Annotated in this window: 22 protein-coding genes; 5 read left to right on the top strand and 17 right to left on the bottom strand. The window is 42.6% G+C overall.

From position 1 onward, the window contains the following. Window positions 1–132: 132 nt before the first annotated feature. Window positions 133–891: a DUF4145 domain-containing protein gene (locus G1O98_RS18305; protein ID WP_243458471.1), complete on the top strand. Its 759-nt coding sequence runs from the start codon at window positions 133–135 to the stop codon at window positions 889–891. 157 nt (window positions 892–1,048) lie between these two features. Here the strand turns inward: G1O98_RS18305 and G1O98_RS18300 are convergent, their stop codons facing one another. From G1O98_RS18300 to G1O98_RS18285, 4 genes are all read right to left on the bottom strand, one after another. Continuing rightward, window positions 1,049–1,807, bottom strand: a complete 759-nt coding sequence (locus tag G1O98_RS18300; protein ID WP_163930298.1) for a DUF3427 domain-containing protein — start codon at window positions 1,805–1,807, stop codon at window positions 1,049–1,051. 120 nt (window positions 1,808–1,927) lie between these two features. Beyond that, the gene (locus tag G1O98_RS18295; protein WP_163930296.1) at window positions 1,928–2,920 is read right to left on the bottom strand and encodes a tyrosine-type recombinase/integrase; all 993 of its coding nucleotides are present in this window, start codon (window positions 2,918–2,920) and stop codon (window positions 1,928–1,930) included. 94 nt (window positions 2,921–3,014) lie between these two features. Beyond that, the gene (locus G1O98_RS18290; protein WP_163930294.1) at window positions 3,015–3,197 is read right to left on the bottom strand and encodes a hypothetical protein; all 183 of its coding nucleotides are present in this window, start codon (window positions 3,195–3,197) and stop codon (window positions 3,015–3,017) included. Window positions 3,198–3,441: 244 nt separating this feature from the next. Beyond that, on the bottom strand, window positions 3,442–4,125 hold the full coding sequence (locus G1O98_RS18285; protein ID WP_163930292.1) for a hypothetical protein: 684 nt from the start codon (window positions 4,123–4,125) through the stop codon (window positions 3,442–3,444). A 27-nt stretch (window positions 4,126–4,152) separates the two neighbouring features. Between G1O98_RS18285 and G1O98_RS18280 the strand changes: the two genes are divergently transcribed. After that, window positions 4,153–4,299 (top strand): hypothetical protein, encoded by a 147-nt coding sequence (locus G1O98_RS18280; RefSeq protein WP_243458470.1) that lies wholly within the window; start codon window positions 4,153–4,155, stop codon window positions 4,297–4,299. Window positions 4,300–4,397: 98 nt separating this feature from the next. On the opposite strand, the gene G1O98_RS18275 is transcribed toward G1O98_RS18280, so the two are convergent. The 13 genes from G1O98_RS18275 to G1O98_RS18215 form a co-directional block, all read right to left on the bottom strand. Beyond that, window positions 4,398–5,714 carry a hypothetical protein gene (locus G1O98_RS18275; protein ID WP_163930290.1) on the bottom strand — a complete coding sequence of 439 codons (1,317 nt, stop codon included), beginning with the start codon at window positions 5,712–5,714 and terminating at the stop codon, window positions 4,398–4,400. A gap of 114 nt (window positions 5,715–5,828) precedes the next feature. Continuing rightward, the gene (locus tag G1O98_RS18270; protein WP_163930288.1) at window positions 5,829–7,775 is read right to left on the bottom strand and encodes an NACHT domain-containing protein; all 1,947 of its coding nucleotides are present in this window, start codon (window positions 7,773–7,775) and stop codon (window positions 5,829–5,831) included. Window positions 7,776–7,834: 59 nt separating this feature from the next. After that, entirely contained in the window at window positions 7,835–9,937 is a 2,103-nt protein-coding gene (locus G1O98_RS18265; RefSeq protein WP_163930286.1) for a pentapeptide repeat-containing protein, read from the bottom strand. Window positions 9,938–10,086: 149 nt separating this feature from the next. After that, the gene (locus G1O98_RS18260) at window positions 10,087–10,758 is read right to left on the bottom strand and encodes a response regulator transcription factor (protein ID WP_163930284.1); all 672 of its coding nucleotides are present in this window, start codon (window positions 10,756–10,758) and stop codon (window positions 10,087–10,089) included. A 224-nt stretch (window positions 10,759–10,982) separates the two neighbouring features. After that, entirely contained in the window at window positions 10,983–12,827 is a 1,845-nt protein-coding gene (locus G1O98_RS18255; protein WP_163930282.1) for an ATP-binding protein, read from the bottom strand. After that, window positions 12,824–13,369: a hypothetical protein gene (locus G1O98_RS18250; protein ID WP_163930280.1), complete on the bottom strand. Its 546-nt coding sequence runs from the start codon at window positions 13,367–13,369 to the stop codon at window positions 12,824–12,826. Before G1O98_RS18250 ends, G1O98_RS18255 begins: the two co-directional genes overlap by 4 nt. Window positions 13,370–13,394: 25 nt before the next feature. Beyond that, on the bottom strand, window positions 13,395–14,111 hold the full coding sequence (locus G1O98_RS18245) for a hypothetical protein (protein WP_163930278.1): 717 nt from the start codon (window positions 14,109–14,111) through the stop codon (window positions 13,395–13,397). A 12-nt stretch (window positions 14,112–14,123) separates the two neighbouring features. Further along, window positions 14,124–14,567, bottom strand: coding sequence for a hypothetical protein (locus G1O98_RS18240; RefSeq protein ID WP_163930314.1), 444 nt, complete (start codon window positions 14,565–14,567; stop codon window positions 14,124–14,126). Window positions 14,568–14,662: 95 nt separating this feature from the next. After that, window positions 14,663–14,857 (bottom strand): hypothetical protein, encoded by a 195-nt coding sequence (locus G1O98_RS18235; RefSeq protein ID WP_163930275.1) that lies wholly within the window; start codon window positions 14,855–14,857, stop codon window positions 14,663–14,665. Continuing rightward, on the bottom strand, window positions 14,829–15,104 hold the full coding sequence (locus tag G1O98_RS18230; RefSeq protein WP_163930274.1) for a hypothetical protein: 276 nt from the start codon (window positions 15,102–15,104) through the stop codon (window positions 14,829–14,831). Before G1O98_RS18230 ends, G1O98_RS18235 begins: the two co-directional genes overlap by 29 nt. Further along, the gene (locus tag G1O98_RS18225) at window positions 15,101–15,346 is read right to left on the bottom strand and encodes a hypothetical protein (RefSeq protein ID WP_163930266.1); all 246 of its coding nucleotides are present in this window, start codon (window positions 15,344–15,346) and stop codon (window positions 15,101–15,103) included. Before G1O98_RS18225 ends, G1O98_RS18230 begins: the two co-directional genes overlap by 4 nt. Further along, window positions 15,343–15,576, bottom strand: coding sequence for a hypothetical protein (locus tag G1O98_RS18220; RefSeq protein ID WP_163930272.1), 234 nt, complete (start codon window positions 15,574–15,576; stop codon window positions 15,343–15,345). The genes G1O98_RS18225 and G1O98_RS18220 overlap by 4 nt, the downstream gene beginning before the upstream one ends. 3 nt (window positions 15,577–15,579) lie before the next feature. After that, window positions 15,580–16,695 carry a ParM/StbA family protein gene (locus G1O98_RS18215; protein ID WP_163930270.1) on the bottom strand — a complete coding sequence of 372 codons (1,116 nt, stop codon included), beginning with the start codon at window positions 16,693–16,695 and terminating at the stop codon, window positions 15,580–15,582. Between the two features lie 236 nt (window positions 16,696–16,931). Between G1O98_RS18215 and G1O98_RS18210 the strand changes: the two genes are divergently transcribed. From G1O98_RS18210 to G1O98_RS18200, 3 genes are all read left to right on the top strand, one after another. Next, window positions 16,932–17,120, top strand: coding sequence for a hypothetical protein (locus G1O98_RS18210; RefSeq protein ID WP_069073851.1), 189 nt, complete (start codon window positions 16,932–16,934; stop codon window positions 17,118–17,120). 140 nt (window positions 17,121–17,260) lie between these two features. Beyond that, window positions 17,261–17,986, top strand: a complete 726-nt coding sequence (locus tag G1O98_RS18205) for a hypothetical protein (protein ID WP_175586748.1) — start codon at window positions 17,261–17,263, stop codon at window positions 17,984–17,986. A gap of 273 nt (window positions 17,987–18,259) precedes the next feature. Beyond that, window positions 18,260–21,574 (top strand): plasmid replication protein, CyRepA1 family, encoded by a 3,315-nt coding sequence (locus G1O98_RS18200; RefSeq protein WP_163930268.1) that lies wholly within the window; start codon window positions 18,260–18,262, stop codon window positions 21,572–21,574. Window positions 21,575–21,782: the final 208 nt, after the last annotated feature.

The raw sequence follows: 21,782 nt of genomic DNA, 5'->3' as shown, positions 1-21,782 counted from the left end.
AAATGCCTGTCTAAAAAATTAAATAGGAGAAATCACTTTTTTGATTAATTTACCAGCACTGTCGAAGGGAATTATAAATTTATAAATAGATATTCGCTGCTCGGCAGATACGGTGAATGCTATCAGGTTAACTTGGCTAAAGCAAGCAGAGAAAAATATGGAGAATGTGACTTAATGACCTTACCACCAAACCTGTTTAGTAAATACCTAACTCGCTTTGATGAACTAATCAATAAGGGAGAAGAAATAGATAAAGCTTCGGCATCAGGAATTGCATCTTTGGATAGAAACTTCCAATCCCTTGTCGAATGGAAAATACAATGTATCTCATTACTTAATCAAGTTGTACCTCCAAACAGCGTTCATATAAATTTAATTGAAGAACTGAAAAAGCCAGAAGAACCAAATAAAGTCGATTGGGTATATCGTTCTATCTTGCGAAAAGGGTTATCCTACTTAAAAGCTATTAAAGCTGATTTCCAAGAAGGTTTCTTAGAAGACTTGACGCTTGCAATTGAAGCCGAAATAGCCGCAGATTACATGGGGCAATCTGAACAGCTATTGTCTGAAGGAAAAAGTGGACGATATGACCATGTACCAGCAGCAGTATTGGCAGGAGCAGTTTTAGAGAAGTCTTTAAGAACTTTATGTACTAAGCAAACACCACCTATACCTACAAGAAATGCTAAAGGCTTACCACTAACACTAAATCCTCTAATTGATGAGCTAAAAAAGGTAGGAGTTTTTAATGAGTTAAAAGCAAAACAGCTTCGTGCTTGGGCAGATATTCGTAATGCAGCTGCTCATGGTGAATTTGATAATTTTAATCGCTCTGACGTAGAAGGGATGATTAAAGGAATAGATGAATTTTTAGCAACATATATCACTTAAATTTAATAATACTTCTGTGCAGGTATTAGGGGAGAAAAAACTCTAGGCGATCGCCCGTGACAATTCTGCAAACTGACTTTTCCCGTTATCTCTTTAATTGAGCAATCGCTTACTATACCCCTAACCAAAAGCCCTATGCTGTCGTGGTTCATTGTCATTAATCATTATTCCGAATAATATATTTGAGTTCATCAATAGTATAAGCTGGTTTTTTTCTATGAAGCATTGCGTGACAATTAGCACATACTGGACGTAAATCTTTTATTGGATCAAGCTCATACTCTTTACCAATTTCTGATAATGGCTTTAAATGATGAACGTGGATATAAGCTTCACCAATGGCTCCGTATACCTTCTTAAAACTAAATTTACAAACCTGACATATTACGCCATAGTGTTCTATACATTTTTGTCTAGCATGGGGATTACGTTCATAAACGTTGACTTTAATCGGTTGAGTCGCTCCTTCAAGATATGTTTCTGTTTCTGTTACTTCCTCTGCTAACCTTACTGGATTAACTTCATCTTCATCAATAAACTCCCAGATAATTTTAACGGGTGAACTTTCTTCAAAAGATTTTGCTTTTCCTAAACCTACATATTTGAAAGCTTCTTTATTACTTGATCTTATAAATATATATTTTTTTACTTCTGGGTTAATTAACTTTTGAATTTCAGGCTGGTCTATTTTACTATTACCTTTAGCAAACCAGACTAAAATATCTCCTAGAAAGTGATTGTTATAGTCGTGACCTGTTCTACCAGGAATACCCATATTACAAAAAATAAAAAAATCTCCTTCATGGTTTTTATAGCCTGTGTACCAATTACCGCCTTCTGGATATTCTAGAAGCCCAATAATGCGAAATATATCTTTTCTTGTATAGCTTTTACCACAGGTAAACTTATAGATCATATTTTGTTACTGTAAGTAGAGAAATTACTTCAAAATACTTTACTTAGTCTTCCCTACTAGCTATTGGCTTTAACTTCAAAAATTGCTTTTTTGAATATAATCAAATTGCACGCCTATTTCCTAAATCAATTCTGATATTGAGTCACTCATCTGCTTTTGCAAACGCTGGCGGTTATCATCATATTTCAAAACCGTCTGCACTTGGGCGTGTCTGCTGAAACGCTGGGTAGCACGGTAGTTGCCATTATTCAGATCCAATACTGTGGTAATCGCACTGTGGCGGACACGATGCGGTGACATCTTCTTAGTAATTCCAGCTTGCAAGCATAGCCCGTCCACCAATCGCCTGATTGCCTCCCCGGTTAATCTCGCGCCATTTTTGTGATAAGCCAGCACCGTAAAAAGCGGGTCTAAACCACGTTTCTTTTTGCAAGCTTTTATCCAATCGGCGATCGCCGTTGCAGTTTTGTCTGATAAGTCAAGAACATCCTTCTGGCTACCCTTGCCTTTACCCAAGATAAAAAGCGTTTTATCCTTGGGGTTAAAATCACTCACATTTAAGTTGACTATCTCATTGCGGCGCAAGCCATTATCCCAAAGTAACCGCATAATGGCATAATCGCGCTTGCCCTTAAGAGTGCTGCGGTCAACCAAGGCTATGACTAAAGCATAGTCCTCGGCTGGAATGCCCATTGTGTCACGGTAGGTTTCGACCTTTTCACCTTTGACATCATCCAGGGAGAAATTGCAGACTCCCAGCCGTCGCCCCATCTCAACCATTGACTTGATAGCACTAAGGCGACGATTCACCGTAGCTTCAGCCAGCTTTTTCTTGATGAGGTGCGCTTTGTACTTCAAAACCACAGCAACGGCGTGACGCTGTTCCAGGTGAAGGAATTCCAAAACCAAGTCCCGGCTGGGTTCTTTCTTAACGACAAACAGAAAGAAATCTTTCAAGTCTTTCTGGTATTCGCGCTTGGTGTTGGGCGATCGCTTATCCCCAATCAGCTGCTGAATTACATCGGGGTCATTTTCTAAGGAAAAATCCTCACCGATCGCTAGCGCCAGCGAGTTTTCCAGAACACTAAGGTTTTCCGGGTGGATCTGTGTCATTGGTTAGTCAGCAGCACAGGGGCAGCGTCAGTTTAATGCTATTTCAACATCTTAGTTGAAGAGAGGTGTTTATTACTCTAAGTGGTGCGAAAAGCTATATTGTCGCACTATCTCCCAGTAAGGCTGGGGGAGGAGGTTGGGGAGTTATTGTCAGTTGATTGACAATTTTTCTGGGTGATGAAGAGAATTTTCCTTCTATGAAAGTGTAAGGGCTGACGATTTGACTAAGTAATAATGCTGTATGAATCTGGATATTGCGGTTTAGCCCTAAGCTCACTCAGGAAAGTCCCGTCTAGGTGGTGAAGCGATCCGATCGCCAGCGTAGATGGGCGGTTACACCATCGCACTTTGTGGGGCATTGATATCACGATTGATATCATTCCTTCCCTATGCAGGAAAATGTCACCGCATAGGGTCAGGCATTCGGCAATTACGGCGGCGCTCGATGTCACAGGCGAGAATATCAGAAAGGTGCAGAAATTGAATTGAATATCTTCAATAATAATTCTTTAGAGCAAGTCTTATTTCCATTGTGTGCCATCTCTATATGCAGTATCGTAGGCGATTAATTCTTTGTCGTAAGCAGAAGCTAGGCTAAGATGCCATTGCTCTAGCTTGTCAAAAAATATTAAGGGATTATTATACTCAGTATTTCCTAAATAATAAGAACCAGCCAAAATAATATTAGTTTCATTATAAGGTTTTGTTAATACTTCTTTAATAACTTCAGCAGTTTTTTTTTGATTATCATTAAGTTTTTCCCAGTTGAGATTCCATTCATCTCGATGCTTAAAGTAATTTGCAAATCCATCAATTAACTGAATAGAAGATGAAAATTTATTTTGATTATAAGCAAACTTTAAAATGCTGTTTTTTTGACCGTCAGTAGTGGTTAATTTTGCACCTTTGTGTTCTGCTAACTTATGATATTGTTTAATTTTCGATACAACCTTTGTTATATATCCTTGGCATAAAACAAAAGCTGTGCCAAGAAGATGCTCAACAACTAAACATTCCTCTTCTGCAATACTTTCTAAATATTCTTCTGGAAATTCATTTGTTTTTTTAATCTGTTCTAATTCAATAATTGATTTATTAATAGATACTCCAATCTCTTTCAGCACACGTTTATATGGTTCGCCTTGTATGATTACAGTGCTTGGATGAATAGATATTCTTAAAAAAGAAACAGAATTATTTGACATTATGATTTTGAGTATTAAACAATCTTTTTGCTGGCACTGTTCATTAAAAAGGTGCAGAAGTTGAGCCGTCATGCTGACCCGCGAACGCTGATGATTTATGACGATAACTGGAATAAAGACTTGTGGGAGATGTCGGAATTGTTGACGGGAATGTTGAAGGATTCGGGTGAATAAAATTCCTCATTTTTGAATTGACTCAATCGCTTCCTGATGGTCTTTCTACTTGCCCTGTTGCTGAAAGGATGAAGTGAATTGTTGACAGTTGAAAATTCTCACTGGAGTTGCTTGAATTTATTATTTGCCGATAGCAATAACTCTTGAGCTTTTAAATAAACAGTTGTACCTTTTTCTACCTTTTCTAATTGGTTAATAATACTGTGTAACTGACTAATTACACGATTGCGCTCCAAATTTTTGGGGTCAGTGGGAATTGAAGCCATTAAGCTTTCTATTTCTCGTTGTGCCATGAAGAAAGCCCGTACAGAATCTGCCTCAGCTTGTCGTCTTACTTTGACTTGACCCAAATTAGTCTCATAAGTTGCTAATAACTTTTGTGCTTCTGCATAACCTACCAAATCTTCAGAAGAAATCTGTTTTAACCGATTAATGGCTTCTGACCATAAATTTTCTATTTGTTCCCATTCGGTGACTGTGTGCGGTGGATTTTGACCAGATTTAGCAGCTTGCCAAGAAAATTGCTGCGCTGCGGTAATTAAAGCACTGACGTGTTCGTTTCCCGCTGCTAATCCCACAACTTCTTTAAAATCACGCTTGTAGGCATCTAGTTGATTTTGAGCAGTTCTTCCGGCTAAGGTTTGGCCAGGAATTTCTTCTAACTTATCCAGTGCTGAACGCCAAGCTGCGAACGCCGACTTTTTATCGGTTACTGTTGTAGCAATTTGATACTGCTGTTTTGCGTTCAATAATGCTTGACTATTATCAGTGAGCAAGGTTTGAGCGTTTTTTTCCTGAAAAACCTTGGCTTCTAGTTGCCCTACTTGACGACGCGCTGCATTCAGACCGTAAATGCTGAATTGCCAGTCATACCACCAATATTTGTATTCCGGCCAATCGTTAACCAACCCAACTGGCAAGTTATCCAAATGTGTTTTTGTCTGTTGCAGTTGCTGTTCACCCAACGCTAAATCTGCTGCACTAGTGGGTTTTTCAATCAAGTATTCAGCTTGCTCAATTGATGCCAACGCCTGCCGATAGTGCTGTTCCATGCTCATGTAACTGGGTAGCAACAAAAAAGGCGCATTTTGCACCACAGTCCGGCGAATTATTGAGTAAGGCAGATTCGCCACCCAAACCACACCTGCGGGAATGCCGATAAGTATTACTATCCATATCAACTTAGTACCTATACCTCTGTTGGCTTTGCTAGGTCTTTTTTGATGGGATGTACTGCTAATCTGCCCCTGTACAGCTATTTCTTGTTCTAATTCAGCCAGAGTTTTTGGTTTTGATGGTTTTGCTGGTTGCTTCAGCACTATAGGTTGTTGGCTAGTTACAGATGAATTTATCCCAGAAGCATTTTGAGAGTTATTACGGGAAAATTTTTGAGTAATTTTGTGTAAAAAGGTCATATATAGATTCAGTGCTTAGTTTAGTATTCCCTAACTAAGCTCGAAATAAAAACAATACGTGGCTTTTTACAAAAGCTGATATTGACTATGACTTCCCCGTGAGTTGCGTATTTTTTAATTTCGCTTGAACTCCATTTGGGCGAAGTGGTCTTGCAGCAGTTTGTGGATGAAGCGGTAGCGACCACCTACACGCTGGAGGAATAATCGTTCAGTGCAGTAGTCAAGGAAACGGGCGTAGTTCCAGGGGATGTAGCCGTTGCGGTAGAGAATGAGGCGTAGGGTGAAGTGTTGGATGCAAGTTAAGCCCCCAAAAGTCAACCCCAAATATAACCCACCAATAAAAAAAGTACCTAGACCAATTTTTAACCCAAAAGTTAATCCATTAATTAACCATCCTCCTATTCCTAAAATTAAGCTACCAATTAATCCAGTTATTAGCCCAGAAATTACAGCGTACCTTAGTGATTTCCAGATTCCCTGATTGGGAATTTTTTTTTCTTGTACTTCAGATGCGTAAAATCCTACACTTAATCCTGTAAATAGTAGAAGAATTATTAAAACAGTTGTTACGCCAACTAATTTATTAGTTGCACCAATTACTATAGCAATTGGTGTAAAAATTAAAATTAAAATTAAAAATAAAATAAACAAAAGAGGGAATGTATGATTTGTTCTTTCTTTAGACCATCTTAGAATTTCAATATTATTGATATATGAATTGATTTTTATGCTCACCACACAACCAACTATTCCAAAAAATAATCCATTAGTTAATCCATCAGTGAGCCCGACAATAGCTCCTAAAGTGAAGCCTGTAGCTAGCCTAGAAACTAGTTCAACACTTATATATAAAGCTTTTTTTAGATGATTGTCATTTAGTAAATAAGGCTGCATTTCTTCAATTAAAAACTCCGTTTTTGATTCTCGTTGCATTTGTTGAGCTAACCAAACGAGCCATATTCGGGTTTGTTCAGCACTAGGATATTTGTTCTGAAAATATGCCACACTATTAATATTTCGTGTCAACATCCGCCCTATATAGGCTTCTAGCAAATACTGAATCAGGTCTGCTGTAGAAGTCAAATTCTGCCAGGATTCAAGAGATATTTCTTGAGACGCTAGAACAGTAATGCTAAGTAGTAAAGGAGTTTTAATTAACTCTAGTAAGTCTAAGTCGCTACTGATAGTTGACCACAGTTCTGTAAAATTTATAGAGGTTAGATAATTACAAATTTGATTATTAGTTAAAGGCTGTAAGTAAATAGCACCGTTAAGTTGTAATTGAGTAGAGTAGTTACTATATTCCTCAATCCGGCTACAAACAACTAGATAAAGCGGTCTAGTTTCACCAGCTAAAAACTGATTAATTTCATGAACGCAAAGTTCTTGACGTTGTGGCTCAAGTTCATCTAAACCATCAAGCAATGGTAGTAATTGGTGATTGTTAACCCACTCTTCACCAAGTTTGATTGAGACACCGTATTTAGATTTGAGTTCTGCCAATAACCAATTGGTTAGAGATTGTCGGTCATCTTTCCAAGAGGACAAGTTAAATAAAACCGGGACAGGACAATCAGGCTGTTCTTCTGCACGTTTAGTTAATTCTTCAGCCAGTTCTAATTGTGTGGTTGTCTTGCCCGACCCTGGCGCACCCAATATTAACAGTTTACCTGCAATTTCTTGGGAATCAAAAACTTCTAAAATTGTTGTGGTATCTGGGAGAGGTTTAGCCGGCTTGAAGCCAATTTTTATCTCTGTATCCCAAAAGCGTTTTACCTGTTGCGGTTGCGGCTCTTTACCCAAATTAATTAGCACGGCATTGTGTAGAGACTGCCTTAAGCGTGCTGTAACTTCTTCCTTAACTGCGGCTAGTAGTATGCGTTCATTCTTTGGTCTAGCAGGGTCGCCTACTGGTGTTGTCTGCTGTCCAAAGAAAAAATTCAAAATATCCCCGCCGATTCTCTGAGCATTTACGGACTCAGCGTTGATAAACCCACCGCCAAACTGAGAATTGGGTAAGTCGTTATTGATGACTTTCTTTGGATCTTGTGACTCTGGCATGGGTTAAATTGGGGCGTTATTTTTTTCAGTATTTATATAATGTCTTCACTAAAAGCTAGTTACTCAGCATCCTGCCAACCTTCCAAAGCAGCCAACAGAACATTAACTGCTGGGTGGTCAAGTAACTCTTTGAGAGCTTCCGTGCCACCTGCTTTTAACGCACCAATTACCCGTGCTTTCAATGTGGGATTACGCTCAATTTCCTTAAGAGCTTCTGTTACCACTATCTGTTTTTCTAACGGGGTATTAGTCGGGTAAGCCTGCCCTAATTGGTTCAATAGTTGTTGAATGTCTGCTGCGGCTTCTGCCAAATTCTGCCGTTGCTCAGGCGTGTAGTTGGTGATATTCCCACCTATTTGGTTTGCAGTGACGGTTTCAGCATTTACCAGACCGCCTGCAATTTGAGCTTGTTGTAAGTAATTGTTAACGACTCTTTTAGAGCTTTCTGGCATTACGGTATCTCCTTGATTGTGATAATTTTCAGCATAAAAGCTAGGACGCTCTAACGCTGTCATGATCATATTTTCTAATCTAATTATTTGGTATTCTTTCTGGGCTATCAATGCTTGAAAATCTTTCTCTGCTAATGCCTTAAGTTGATTGTAGTTGATAAAATATTCTTTGCTTAATTCAGACTTATTAGCTGTGTTTGTAGTTTTAGCACGAAGCAATATTTTATCCTCACCCCGTCTCTCTATTGCTACAATTTCAAGTTCTGCGTTTGGATTGTTTTCAGCTAATTCTTTGAATGCAACTGCAATAGCACGAGGGTCAACACCTTGGTTGTGGTACAGGTCAAGGGTGTCAAATATTGGTTGAATAAAATCCCCAAACTCCCCCTCTGCGAACACTTCCTTGTGGTTATCTGGTTTGCGGAGGGGGTCAGGATTTTCTTTGGTAGGGAGTCGCATATAAACGTATTCACATCTCACCCCATCAAATTTGGTGTTGGTGGTAATGCCCCAATCTTGAATGTATGCGCCGGTGAGAGTAGCTCCCGTGAAATCCGTGCCGCCCAGTTGGGTTTGTACTAATTTCACTCTGGATAAATCTGCGTCTTGTAAGTTGGCTTCACTTAAATCTGTACCAATAAAACTTACATCTACCAAATTCGCTCTTTGAAAATTTACCCCCCGTAAGTTCTCACGGTCAAAATTCTTGTCCTGTCCCTGTCCAGTAACCAGTAAACTTCGCACTTTTGCCTTATGAAGGTAAGTTGCTCCAGAGCGAACATAGTCAAGTTTTTTTGTTTTATTGAAACAAGTACGGGTAAGAACAGCTTTTCTAAAATCTGTACTTTTGAGAGAAGCTCCCGTCAATTCAGCATCAGTTAAATCTGAAAAGCGAAAACTTGTTCCTTTAAAAGCTGCAAAAGCAATAGCAATGTTGCGAATAAGGGCATACTTCTCATTTTCCTTCAATGCTTGCCAACTGATATAGCTGCTAAATAATAGTACGGCTCCAGCGATGACTCCGATGACGGCTACAGCGATGACGTAGACTCCGGTGACGATGATGGCCACAGCTCCGGCGACGACTCTGGTAAAGGCGAAGGTAAAGGCGACGACAACGACGACGAAGGCGACGGCTCTGGAAAAGGCGACAATGACGACGAAGGCGACGGCGATGGCGAAGGCAAAGACTCCAGCGACAACGATGACGATGACGATAGCGACGGCGATGGCGAAGCCGAGTAAGACATTGACGGCTCCAACTCCGGCGACGGCAACGGCGACGGCTCCGACTCCGGCGAAGGTGACAGCGAAGGTGACGGCGACAGATCCTAAACTAGCTTGTATTCCTTGGCGAATTGTAACGAAAAATAAAATAACAAGTACAACTATAATAGTTAAGCCTGCAATTTGATAAGTTATTTGCTGTTGATAATTATTAGTTCTGAAAAATATTAGAAACGCTACCAAAGTGGCTGCAAAAACAGAGAGAAATCCTGATAAGCCTAACAGCATCCACGAAAAAAGCACCAATAACGTCGCCCACCGCTTTTGCAGTCCAGCAGTAGCATGACTAAAGTTAGCACGCCTCAGATTTGCTCCGGTGAAATCTGCACCTCGAATATCTGCATAACTAAAATTTGCACCTGCAAGGTTCTGACCTCTGAAGGAGCGCCCACGAAGATTTTGACCGGAGAAGTCCTGGGGCATGGCGGGTACTGTATACAAATTTCTTTTTGGATACAGATATACCATGAACAATTTCGTAATTACAAAGTTTTAAAGCGATTCTTTTTTCTTAACGCCAGTTTTTATGCTTCAATCCCCGACTTAATTCTTTCGCTCTCCTCACCAATACATCATTCATTCACAATCAAGTTATAGTCAATATAACCAAGCATCGCCCCTCTTTTTATCGCCTCATAACGGTTCTTGACATGCCACTTACTGTACAAATCGCTGGCGTAATGTTTGACTGTACTAACAGAGAGAAACATTTCTCTGGCAATCTGTTCAAAAACTAACCCCTGCGCCAGTAATCGCAGGACTTGTATTTGCCGCTCGGTGGGAGAGTCAAGCAAGTTTTTGTCAGCAAAATTAGGGTCGATATATCTGTTTTGATAAAGGGTTTCTAATAATTTTTTAGCCAGCTTTGGGTAAAGTAGACATTCATTAAAGTAAGCTCTCTTGATAGCTAGTTCAATCAATTCTATATCAGCACTTTTGAGCATATAAGAATCAGCCCCATGACGGAAAGCCGAGTTAATAAAGTCTTCATGAGTCTGATTAGTAAAAATCACCACTTTACTATTAGTTTTGCTTTTAATTGAGCGAGTCAGTTCTAAACCACTCATGTCAGGTAATAGTAAATCGACTAGCACAACATGAGGGTTCATCTGTTCAATTAACTGAAACCCTAGCTTTCCACTGGAGGCATCACCTGTAACTTCTATATCAGGAGATTGTGAAATAGCACCTTTGATGCCCAAGAGCGTGAATATTTCTGGTTCAATAATTACTATTTTCAGCATAATGTTGATAATCCTCTAATAATAAATGGCTGTTTATTCGGTTATTTCTTATTGGTGTCTAGCGGACACGTATTAGACACTTGGTGTCTGGGTGGTGTCTGGGGTCGTGTCTGCTGGTGTCTATGCTATACAAGGGTTTTTAGCTTTGGTGTCTGTGGTGTCTGGTGAGGAGTGTCCGCGAAAAAAAGGCGGTTTTTGGGGTAGACACCAGACACCAATCGCAGTCAAATTTGATTAAGCTTGATAACACCCTCGCCTATCCAATCGGCTAAAGATGCCCCCACAATTTCGTACATCCAGCCCTTTATCTGCTCAACACTAAATCTCTCACCGTTCACTTTAAAGTTGCCCTTAAACTCTCTTACATCAGCTTCAATTCGTTCAGTTCTGGTGAGATATTCATACAGTTTTTGCGCCATTGGTGACAGTTTATTAGGTTCATCTTGGGTGTCACCAGCTTTGTTACCAAGATTGAATTCCAGTTCATAAATCCGCTCTAAAGTAGCTTTATCGATGGTTGGCGGTTCATTACTGGTCACAGGTTTATCAAGCTGAAAATCAATTCGCTTGCGGTCAAGCTTAGGCAGTTCAATATCAATCCATTGCCCATGCCCCGGCAGTTTGATTTTACCCATGCCACTCGCTTTAGCCTCTGTGGTGATTGGGTCAATAGTTGCAATTAGTTCTACTTCTAACAATGCCGCATCTCGAAGTTTTGATAACCCTTTGGCTTTAGCTAAGATTTCCATCGTCCGATCATGAGCGACAAACAAAGGAATCATTAACTGTTTACGGGATTCGGTCATGGCACAACGGAACCATTTACCGACAAAATCAGGGTCGGGCTTCCATTTTTCATCCTCACAATCGTCTGGCATTGGCTCAGTTATATTATCTGTCCAAGTTGTAAACTCCTCAGCGACTACAGAGAAATGTTGGTTTGTGTCTCTTAAGTGTTGCGTCCATTGCTCCTCAACCATTCCGCTTTCACGATAGGCTTTGTAACGGCGGCGCATTTCCGCCATGTACCATTGCATGAAGTCGGCTATCTCTCTGTAGCCAGTAATCAGGTTTACCCCCCGCCATTCAACTTCTGTACCGTGGGGGTCAAGTACAAAGATTTGATTCCAACCGGCTTGACGCTTATGCCAGATAATCTCTCTGGTAGTCCAGGATTTACCTGCACCCATGCCACCAAATATTAAAGTGGGGTAGCCGATGGTGTTTTTGATCCAGCGATATTTGTCGCCGTCTGCAATCGCTCCTGGCTCAGATCCAGTAACCTTGTCGTTAGGGTCAATCGTCCCTTGCAATGTTTGACTCCCTTGTAGATAAGGCGTTTTCATCTCCCGTAGCTGCTTAATGTAATCTGCCTTCTGTTGCTCGGTCATCCCCGCCGTTTGCGCCTCAAAAATGGCATCAGTTGCCTCCATTTGGGTAACTTCAATTTCCGTGTGGGCGTAAATCTCGGCTTTTTGGATATCCACAGTGCGATCATTGGCCACTAGATCCAAGTCGGCTTGTAGTTGAACTTCTGCGATCGCAACGTCTCGGTAGCTGTCCAACAACTCGGAACGTGCAGCCATCTCAGCTTTTGCAGCATCCCGTTTTTGGGCGATGTCTTCAAAAACTGCCCTCTGCTTCTCTTCATCCTGGCAATGGCGCAACATCCACCCCGCAAGCGCAAACCCCAGGAATCCGCCAAACGCCCAAAAAGGCTTGTATTGGTTAGTCGCTTTCACCAACCCGTTTACCCCCATTGCTGGGTTACGCACTATTTGGCGCGGCATTCCTTCTAACTGCCACTGTGACCAATAAAATGGGGTCATGCGAAATGGTCTGTTATTCTGATCCTGACATACCAATTTTTTCTGGGGAGTCCGAACGCAAAAATAAATGCGGTCGCTTGACTCCCCTTTCCACGCCATTGCAGCCGAGCTAATACCCACAGTTAAACTTAGCCCAATTGCAACAGCTTTTTTATCCATCGGTAACTGTCCGAACCACTTCATTAAACCCGATTGTTGCGACTCGGATAACTGTTTATGTTTATCAGTTAAATAATTCATTTACCTCTTTTACCACCAAATAGAAAAATCATTAATATCGCTAGAAATATGCCCACTCCTGCACCATCCATCCAACTTGAAGATTCAGCAGTTTTTGGCTTATAAACCGACTCAATAGAAGTCTTAACTGTACTAGTAGAAATTCTCGCCTCATTCCATTCACTAATCGGTTCAGAAAGCGCACACAATAACGCCAGTGATGCACTGCAACCAGTCATTAAATTAGTAACGAAATTATTAAACCCTTCACCTGTTGCAGTAGCAGTAAAATACAGGTGTGCAGTGCCAACTGCTAGGAACATTCCAACGGGGTGAACTTGTAGCAGATGAAAAGTAAAAATCACTGTACTGTTTAGACAACTGCCAGCGACAATCTCACAAGCATTACCAGCACGTCTAAATGTTCTACCTCGGTTATTTTCTGGTAATGGTTGCGGTTGTGATGGTTGCTCTTGTTTCTGTTGCTGTGGAGTCTGTGCCAGCCCTTCATGCAAAAAAGGGCTGACGCTATGAGGATCTTCATTTCGTTTCCTTACTAGCATCAGCCTGTGTCCTTTCAACTAATAGTTATCGGTCGCCTAGTTTCTGCCACAAGTTACCCAACATTGCACCCCAACCGCGAACTGTTCCTGTTGCAGAAACACTAGAAGATGGTGCATGATTTTGGCTAGTAACTGGTATCACTTCCTGGGGTGCTTGATTTGGTTCTAATGCCCGTGAGCCAAACCTTGCACGGGCTAAAAGTTGTTGTCGTTTCTCTCTTAATCCCGTAGTAATTGCTTGCCTTTCGGCTTGCACAGTTTGCTTATTTTCGATGCTGCTGATTTTATTTTCATGTCTCCACAATTCGGCTTGCAAATCGTGGTGTAATTGGGCTGCAACTTCAGTTAAAGCGTGTTTGCGTTTCTGATCAATCCGCAACAAGTCGGCTCTATCTTGGGCATCTATTTTACTCATTTCGCTGTCAAATTCAGCGTTAAGTTTACGGATTTTACCAATTGCACCCGCAACATGAGAGCCGTATTGTTTACGAAGTTCTGTCCAAGTAACTTGCCCTTTGGTCAACTTCTCCATCGCCTCAAAGACGACCTTGGCGTTGTCCAAAAATGGTTCTAATCTGTCACTCAACTCTTGGGCATTATTCGCATAATCTGCGAACTGTTCGAGCTTATTTATATCAGAGAGATAGCCCAGAATATCAGACTCAAATCCTCCCCAAGATTGCGCTTTCTCGTCAATATGCGAACTATGACCAACTACCGGATTACGTATTGCAAAGTCCATTGCGTTCTTCTCCTAATAAGGTATTAAGTCGTAGTTGATATCACTCGACTCTTGGGGCAATTCATCCCAATACCCCATCTCTTCAAATCGGTTATAAATTCTCGTTGCTAGTTGCCGTATTGGATCATCAAAATCTTCAGAAATTAAATCAAATCTCTTCTCACCAAACGCCAATATATTTGCAATATCAGGGTCAATCCCATTACCCAAGAATTGACCAAATGCAGCAGAGTATGGATGGTCATCAATGGTTGAATGAGTTGCTATAAATTCCGTTCCGGTGAAGGGTGGGTAATCTTCACTTTCTTCTAGCGGTGTCGAAAGTGCCTCAATATCCGCCTCAATCATTGCTGCCCATTCTTCAGGATTTTCTGCTTTGAATTGCTGCTTTCTTAGGGCGGAGTCGGTCAGAGGTGAACGTCCCCAATCGTTGGGATTTTTGTAATCAAGTGCCATGTTAAAATCCTTCTGTACTTTCGTTTTTGCGGCGAGAGATACGTCCCCTAGTGAGGCGATTGCAATGATTGGTCGTCGGTGCAATCGCTTCATCATCAGTTTTCACAAAACTCATTTAATTCAAAAACCTCTCTCTGCACTTGGTTATGGCTTAATTCCTTGCGTCTGCCTTTGGAGTCATTGAATACGAAAGGTGCATTGACTCGACAATTAGACCGATGGCTGTAGCGCAGTTGTTGACCACGGAATTGGTACAAATGGTTACGCACTAAGGCTGTCGTTGAAAGCATAAGCTTGTCCCTCAACTTGGGAATAGAACTCGATATTTAGGATTGCTTCGTGAATCTCCATCAAGGCTTGCACAGCATCACCCATCTTTAAGTCATTCGATGTACTGAATCGGTCGGAGGCTTCGATTTGTTTGTAATTTGGCGATGCTTGCACAAACCTTAAAGTCTGTTCGCAACCCAGGATGATGGTCATTATTTCGGTTGTTGTTAGGCTTGGTTGTGTCTGCATGGTTTCTTGGTCGCTCATGACTTCCTTCCTTTTCTTTGGGTTTTCATCGGTGTGGGTTGGGGTTCTGGCTGATTACTTGGGGATTGTGGCTGGTTCGGCTTTTGAAGTACATAGCTGATTGCACCTCCACCCCCAACAGCTGCGGCAATGGTGAACATATTGTTACGACCGAAGTGCTGCACTCCGAAATAGCCAAAAGCAACAGCAGCAGCGATTGCTCCAATGCCTAAAACCGTGTTTCTGAATGTGGTTCTGCTCATGCTGCCCCTTTGAAATTAGTGATCATTGCGCTAAGTGCCGATTTATTGGGCTGTGTAGATGTTGCTGTTTCAGGTTTTGACGTTGTTTGAACATTGCCGTGTTGAAAAATCAGCTTCTCTACACCTGCCGATAATGCTTGTGTTGGTGCATCTTGAGGTAAATCAAACATCTTGCACAATTCAATTACTGCTAGGTAGGAGATGGTTATACGCCGAGATTCGTAATTCATTGATTAGGCTCCCAAAGATATTTGAGTTAATAGCTTCAACCCCAAAGCATTGATGAATTGGGGATTATTCAAGACCACAAAGCCTAAACCGGCTAGGTTTTGATCCACCACTGGCAAGGAAACACCCCCACCCCAGGCGACAAGGTATTTAGCACGGTCTAGATAATTGCCAGCAGTCACAAAGTTGGCGAATTTCTCAATCCTGTTTGACCACCACTGATCTAGGCATTGGCTGTACTCGGTTTCAAACTTCTTACCCGTGAGGTGGTTGCCTCCATAAGTGAAAGTTCCTTCTAGAATTCCCTGGTTCACCAAACTGGGCGAGTGCTTCACATCCTTGGACAGCAGGCTTACTCGGTCGTTTCGCTTGTCGAGAGATTCTGCAATCATGCTGTGCAGTTCACCGGCTCCACCTTCAATTAGGTGACGGTCAATCACTGCACCACTGCCGTTAAAGACAGTTACAAGCCAAGTTGATGAACCGATATCGAGAGCGATCGCTAATTCTGAGGGGTCAAGTACCAGGGACGCTTCACCGAATAAACAATGGGCAATGCTTCCAAACCCTTCAGGGTAAATGCCTGTGACTACGATTTCAACTGTCTTGGTGACAATGGAACGAGTTACAGGGTGCAGATGTTCAAAGGTATGAATCCCTTCAACTCTGCGTTTAATCTCTTGGCCCCAGCGTTCTGGGTTGTGATTGCTCAAACTAATTTCTAGCTTGACTCCATCGGGAATATTGAGAACTGCCAAATCTGCAAGGATGCTTTCTAGTGCCAGTTCTGCTTTTTTCGCTTTGTCGTCATGGAGTAAAGTGTGGTCACTTTGGGCTAGAGCCGCACTGCCCCAAAAGAATTGAACGTCTTTTAAGTCCAGGCGAGAACCGTCTACATAACGCACCCATGCCCCATCTTTTGAGATGGTTTCGTGGTGCATGATGTTTCGGTTGCGAACAAGTGAGTATGCGGCTGGCATCATGATCGAAAAATCACCGATGATTGCCTTGCCATACCCTGCACCTGAGTCTTTTCCGGCGATCAGGTCAGTTAGCCCTGATTTGGCTAACAAGTCTGCCTGAACTAGCCAATTTTTGGCATTGGAATATATAGCTGTCATGGTTCTGATGGTTGTTAAAGTCTTGTTTTTTCTGGCTTGGTGTTGATTTTTAGGCAAATCTAGACAAATCCACATATCCAGTTAGGGGCAAGCCAAAGCATCACTTTCTGGCTTCTATTGCCTTTGTTGGGTGGCGTTTTTTGGCTTATAGTGTTATCATAACACTGTTTAACACCAGTGACAAGTGAGAGGTTTAGACTGACAATAGGGTTATTCAAACACCAGACAGTGTTACGATGCCCACAGGAACAAGATTAAATATTTATTTCACAGATGAAGATGACTTAGCACTTTACGACTTAATATCTGCTGAAGCAAAAACTGAAAAACGCTCTATGAGTCAAATGGTAAAACTTCTTGCTTCGGAAGCGCTCACGGCAAGACACACAAAAAAAACCAAATTAAAAAAACAGGATGAAGATTAGGGTGATCACTCTCAGTTGAACTTAGCCCAAGCAAAATACATAACCGATAAAAACCAACCAGATAACCTAGATGAAAAGAAGTTTGACCTTGTAACCGATGAGAGATTAGTCAGCAACCGAAACAATTTTTGGTGTCTCCAATGACTACTGTGAAAGACCTACCAACCGATTTTCAACTCCCGCCGCACAACGAAGCGGCATTAGAGATGCTTAGGGAGGCGAAAGACTACGAATCCGCTTTGGCTCTGGCGATTAGCGGTACTGCACTTGCTACAGGCGGCTTCATTACTCCGGTAGGCTGGGCAGCTTTTGCATTGGCTTACAAGCCATTGATAAGAATTCAAAAACTTGCACGGCTGGAAAAATTAACAGCCCTGCTTTTGGATGAGTTTAAAAGCCAGGGGATACAAGTCTTTCCAGTGCTAAAGCTAGAGGACAAGAATCCTATCGACTTGTTTGTGAGATTTGAGCGAAAAGTTCACCTGTTTATCTCGATTCGCTCAATAGGAGATAAGGAGATTGTCTACAACGAAGCTAGAGAGGTTTTGCAGATCAAGAGGAAAGACAAACATGGACTAAAAGTTTGGAGTCCTTGCCCACTGCTTGAATTGGCAGATTACGAGAAGTGGTTGAGCAAGAACAGGGACTTGTTTGCAATGTCTTCCCGTGAAGCTACAAAAACGCCCTCAGCAAAAGTTTTGGTCTTATGGCCTCCCACCAAGGCGGCTATTGATCACAATTCACACCTTTATTCTGAAGTTGGAAGTATGAAAATTCTGGCTCTTAGAAGAAAAGGCACTGCATTTATTATTCAACAGGAGGAAGTAATCGAGTTTGTCAAGGCGACTTTAGCCAAGTACTCATAGGCAAAACAACGAAAACCCCGCGTCCCGGTAGGACAGCAGGGTTTTCAAAGGGAATTGGGGTTATCGGGTTTGAACGGCCTAATTAATATCCCTAATAGTAATTTTATCGTACATGATTTGGTGTAAAGCTAATGTAACACTGGCTTACCAGATGTAAACAGCGTTTCAGGAATTTTATGTAATTTTGTTCTTATATTTCTAAACGCTTGTATTAAAAATTACTTTTGGGATAGCTCCAATTCCTCCAACACACATCAAGGAGGAATAGCTCTCATGTCACCATTACAACAATTTAATCACTTAGTATCGGCGCAAAGACCCTCAAATATAGAAGCTAACCACTGGAATGAATGGTTAGCCAGTGCTGTTGACCCAAAGTTAACAGCTTTGAATGTCCGTTCTCTATCGGGGACATCAATATATGAATATCTATTATGCGCCCTACCTCAAACTGCCAGACGTAACGATGGGCGACTGCGTGATGGGTACTTGAAACGATATGCCCACGCGGAAGTCGGTGCATGGTGGGTTAGTGGACTTGACCCGCTTAATGATTGGTTGGCGATGGACTGGGGACGGATGAAACCAGATTACCCCCGCCTTGAATGGGACAAGACAACACAGCAGCAAACTCAAAAGCCAGTCAAGTACGAATCACCACCCAAAACTCCCAACCGAGTTACCTACTTGAGAATGCCCCTACATTTATGGCGGTTGGTATCACTTCGCTATAACGTGCCGATGCCAGAACATATTACCATTACCGAAGAAGGAGAGGCGTTAGGTTTTTGGGCTTGGGTAATGGCACATCCCGAAATCCCTGTAATTCTTACAGAGGGCGAGAAGAAGGGTGGTTGTCTCCTAACTTTGGGATTTGTGGCGATCGCACTCCCTGGAATCTGGAATGGTCGAGTGGGCAAGGAGGATTTAGAAAGACTTCACCCTGATTTAGTCCCAATGACTCAAAAGGGACGTAAATTCGTTGTTCTGTTCGACTACGAAAGCAAACCCAAAACCAAACAGCAGATTTTTCAAGCTACACGCCGCACAGCTTCTGCAATTGTAGAACTTTGCTGCCAGTGTGAAGTAGCGCTACTGCCAGGGCCAGAGAAAGGAATTGACGATTGGGTTGTAGTTTTGGGGAAAAAGGCGGATAAAGCCGTCACCACAATGATTGCTGATGCCTTAAGAATCAGCGAGTACAAGCAAAGATTTTTCATCAATCGTGCCAGGGGACTTTACAAGTACAAGCCCGATGTGACAGTTAATACCCGTTATCTCTCACTTGCGATCCACTCCCTACCTCAATCGGGGTTAGTTGGTTTAGTTTCCGACATGGGAACAGGAAAGACTGAAATTTTGGCAGTTCTCAGAAGAGAGAACCCCCAACTCAGTTTTTTGAACAATGGGCATCGGGTCACTCTGCTCAAGAATCTCAGCGATCGCCTACAAACAGCAATGTACTCCGCGATTTCTTGCGGGGATTGGGGTCAGGTAAAAGCTCTCAGCATTACCGTGGATTCTCTGTATAAAATGGCAAATGATTTACAGGCTTACGATATTCTATTTATTGATGAAGCCTGCCAGTATCTCGCTCACTTGCTGAAGTCAAAAACCTGCAAAGAACACCGGGGGGCGATTCTGGAAGTGCTTGAGTATCTAGTTTACAACGCCAAGCTGGTTGTTTTAGCTGATGCCCACCTCGATGATTTGACCATTGAGTTTTTCATGAATTTGCGACCGGCTGGTGAAAAACCATACATCATCAAAAACCTGTATCGCTCAGGTGGTCGTCAAGTTCATTGGTACGAGGGGAGAAACAGCAGCGCAATCGTTGCCGAGTTCCACGCTCAACTCATGTTGGGTAAAAAGTTGATGATGGTCAGTGACAGCAAGCGGTTCATCAAAAAGTTGGAACGAGCGCTGAATGACGGGACATCGATGGATACGCCTGATGATAATATACCGGAATCAGCCGAAGACCGACAGTTACGGGTATGGGCTATTCACTCGGAAAATAGCGGCTCTGAAGAGAATGTGATTTTCATCAGAGAGATTAACGTTGCCATTAAGGATCTTGACGCTTTTTTAATTACTCCCAGTCTCAGTTCAGGGGTTGACATTTCTAGCTATCATTTTGATGCCGTGTTTGGTGTATTTCATGCTGTCTCGCAGTCGGCTACAGAATGCGCCCAGCAATTATGGCGGTATCGTCCAGATGTCCCCATGTATGTTTGGGTGGCTCCGCGTCCTCCCTTTGGTTACGCCGAAACTAATGCGCGACGCATCAAGGAAAGGATTCTTCAAACGAATGAAATGACCGCTTTTCTGATTCGCATTAACCGGGAAACGGGCAAACGTGGGGCTGAGAAGGATTGGGCATTAGATGCTAGTTGTCAGATTGAGGGGCAACGGAATTGGTCGATTAATAATTTACGGGCTGATTTGCGATCGCTCCTAGAAGAAATGGGCAATACTATTGCGCCTGTGGGTGATGCAACCGATGAGGGCGCTTCCCGGTGGATGAAGGCTGCGGGGATTGCCATCGATGAGGAGCATTACCGCAAAGTTGCTAACGCCAAAGATATTGACAGAAGGACTTATGCGGCTAGGCAGCACCAAGACTATCTCAAACCAGAAGAGGTTTTGGAATGTGAGAAGTTCCGCATACAGGACACCTACGGCATGAGCGTTACCCCGGAACTGGTTGAGCAAGATGACTCTGGGCGGTTAATTAAAAAGATTATCGCACTTGAAGCGATATTGGCAGCGCCGGGGGAAATGGTCACTGATGAAGAGGGGCGGGAGTTTGTTGCACCACCGGCTGTTGTTGTGGAACGGGATAAATCAGAGCGCGATCGCCTCGCCATCTGCACCGACTGGAGTAACCATTCTACCGCGTGGCTAATGCGTCATCGGCTAGGACTGAGGGCAGTGTTGATCGATCTCATGGCTGGGGTTGAGATCAAAGGGGATGAGGCGATGATTCAGGTTTTAGCCGAGTTCTCTAAACGCAATGCCTCTCACGTTAAAGGTATCCTCAACCTGACCATTCCCCTTGATGAATCTCCTGTGTGGATTTTGGGGCAGTATCTTTCTCAACTCGGACTGTCCACTGAATCACGGCGACCGCTTGAAGATGGTAAGCGCATTAGGTACTATCGGCTGAATACGGAGGATGTAGAGTTTGCCCAGAAGGTATTAGAGTATCGGCTTCGTCAACGGCAGGAGAAGGAACGCAAACGCCAAGAGTCACTTGAGCGAGATGCGGCTTATGCGGCTAGGATGCAGGCTCAATATGGGATTAACCCGCCGTCCACACCCCCCATTAATGAAGATGGAGATAATAATTGGGGGGGTATGGACACAGATGAACAACTCAGTGATTCTTGGTGGGAGCAGGTTAAATATTATGCTCGGCTGGCTATTGAACGTTTAGAGGATGGGGTTGATGCTGTAAAAGAATTACTCAGTACGTTGACGAGTGATGAGCGTTGCGGCGTGATGCTGGAGTTTGAGGATGTTGATCCTGATAAGTTTGCTCAACTGGTGGTCCTTGCGCCCGATTGGGTGGAATGGATGGCGTGATAGTCCTGTTTCCCAATAAGTGAGATGCCTGCGGTTCTTGCTAGCCTACGCACTTTGAAGGCCCGTTGCTTTAGGGCTCAAGTCTTTGTGTGTTCAGCTTTCGCTGGGATGTCGAGATAATCTTATTTCCTGACATCCACGCCCCAACAGGCGACAGCATCGACAATGCCGCCAGTCATGTAGACACTCGATAGACAATTAAGATTGA

This window comes from Nostoc sp. UIC 10630 (assembly GCF_010747425.1).
In the GTDB taxonomy this organism is placed as follows: Bacteria; Cyanobacteriota; Cyanobacteriia; order Cyanobacteriales; family Nostocaceae; genus Nostoc.
This window is presented reverse-complemented; position numbering and strand designations above follow the sequence as displayed.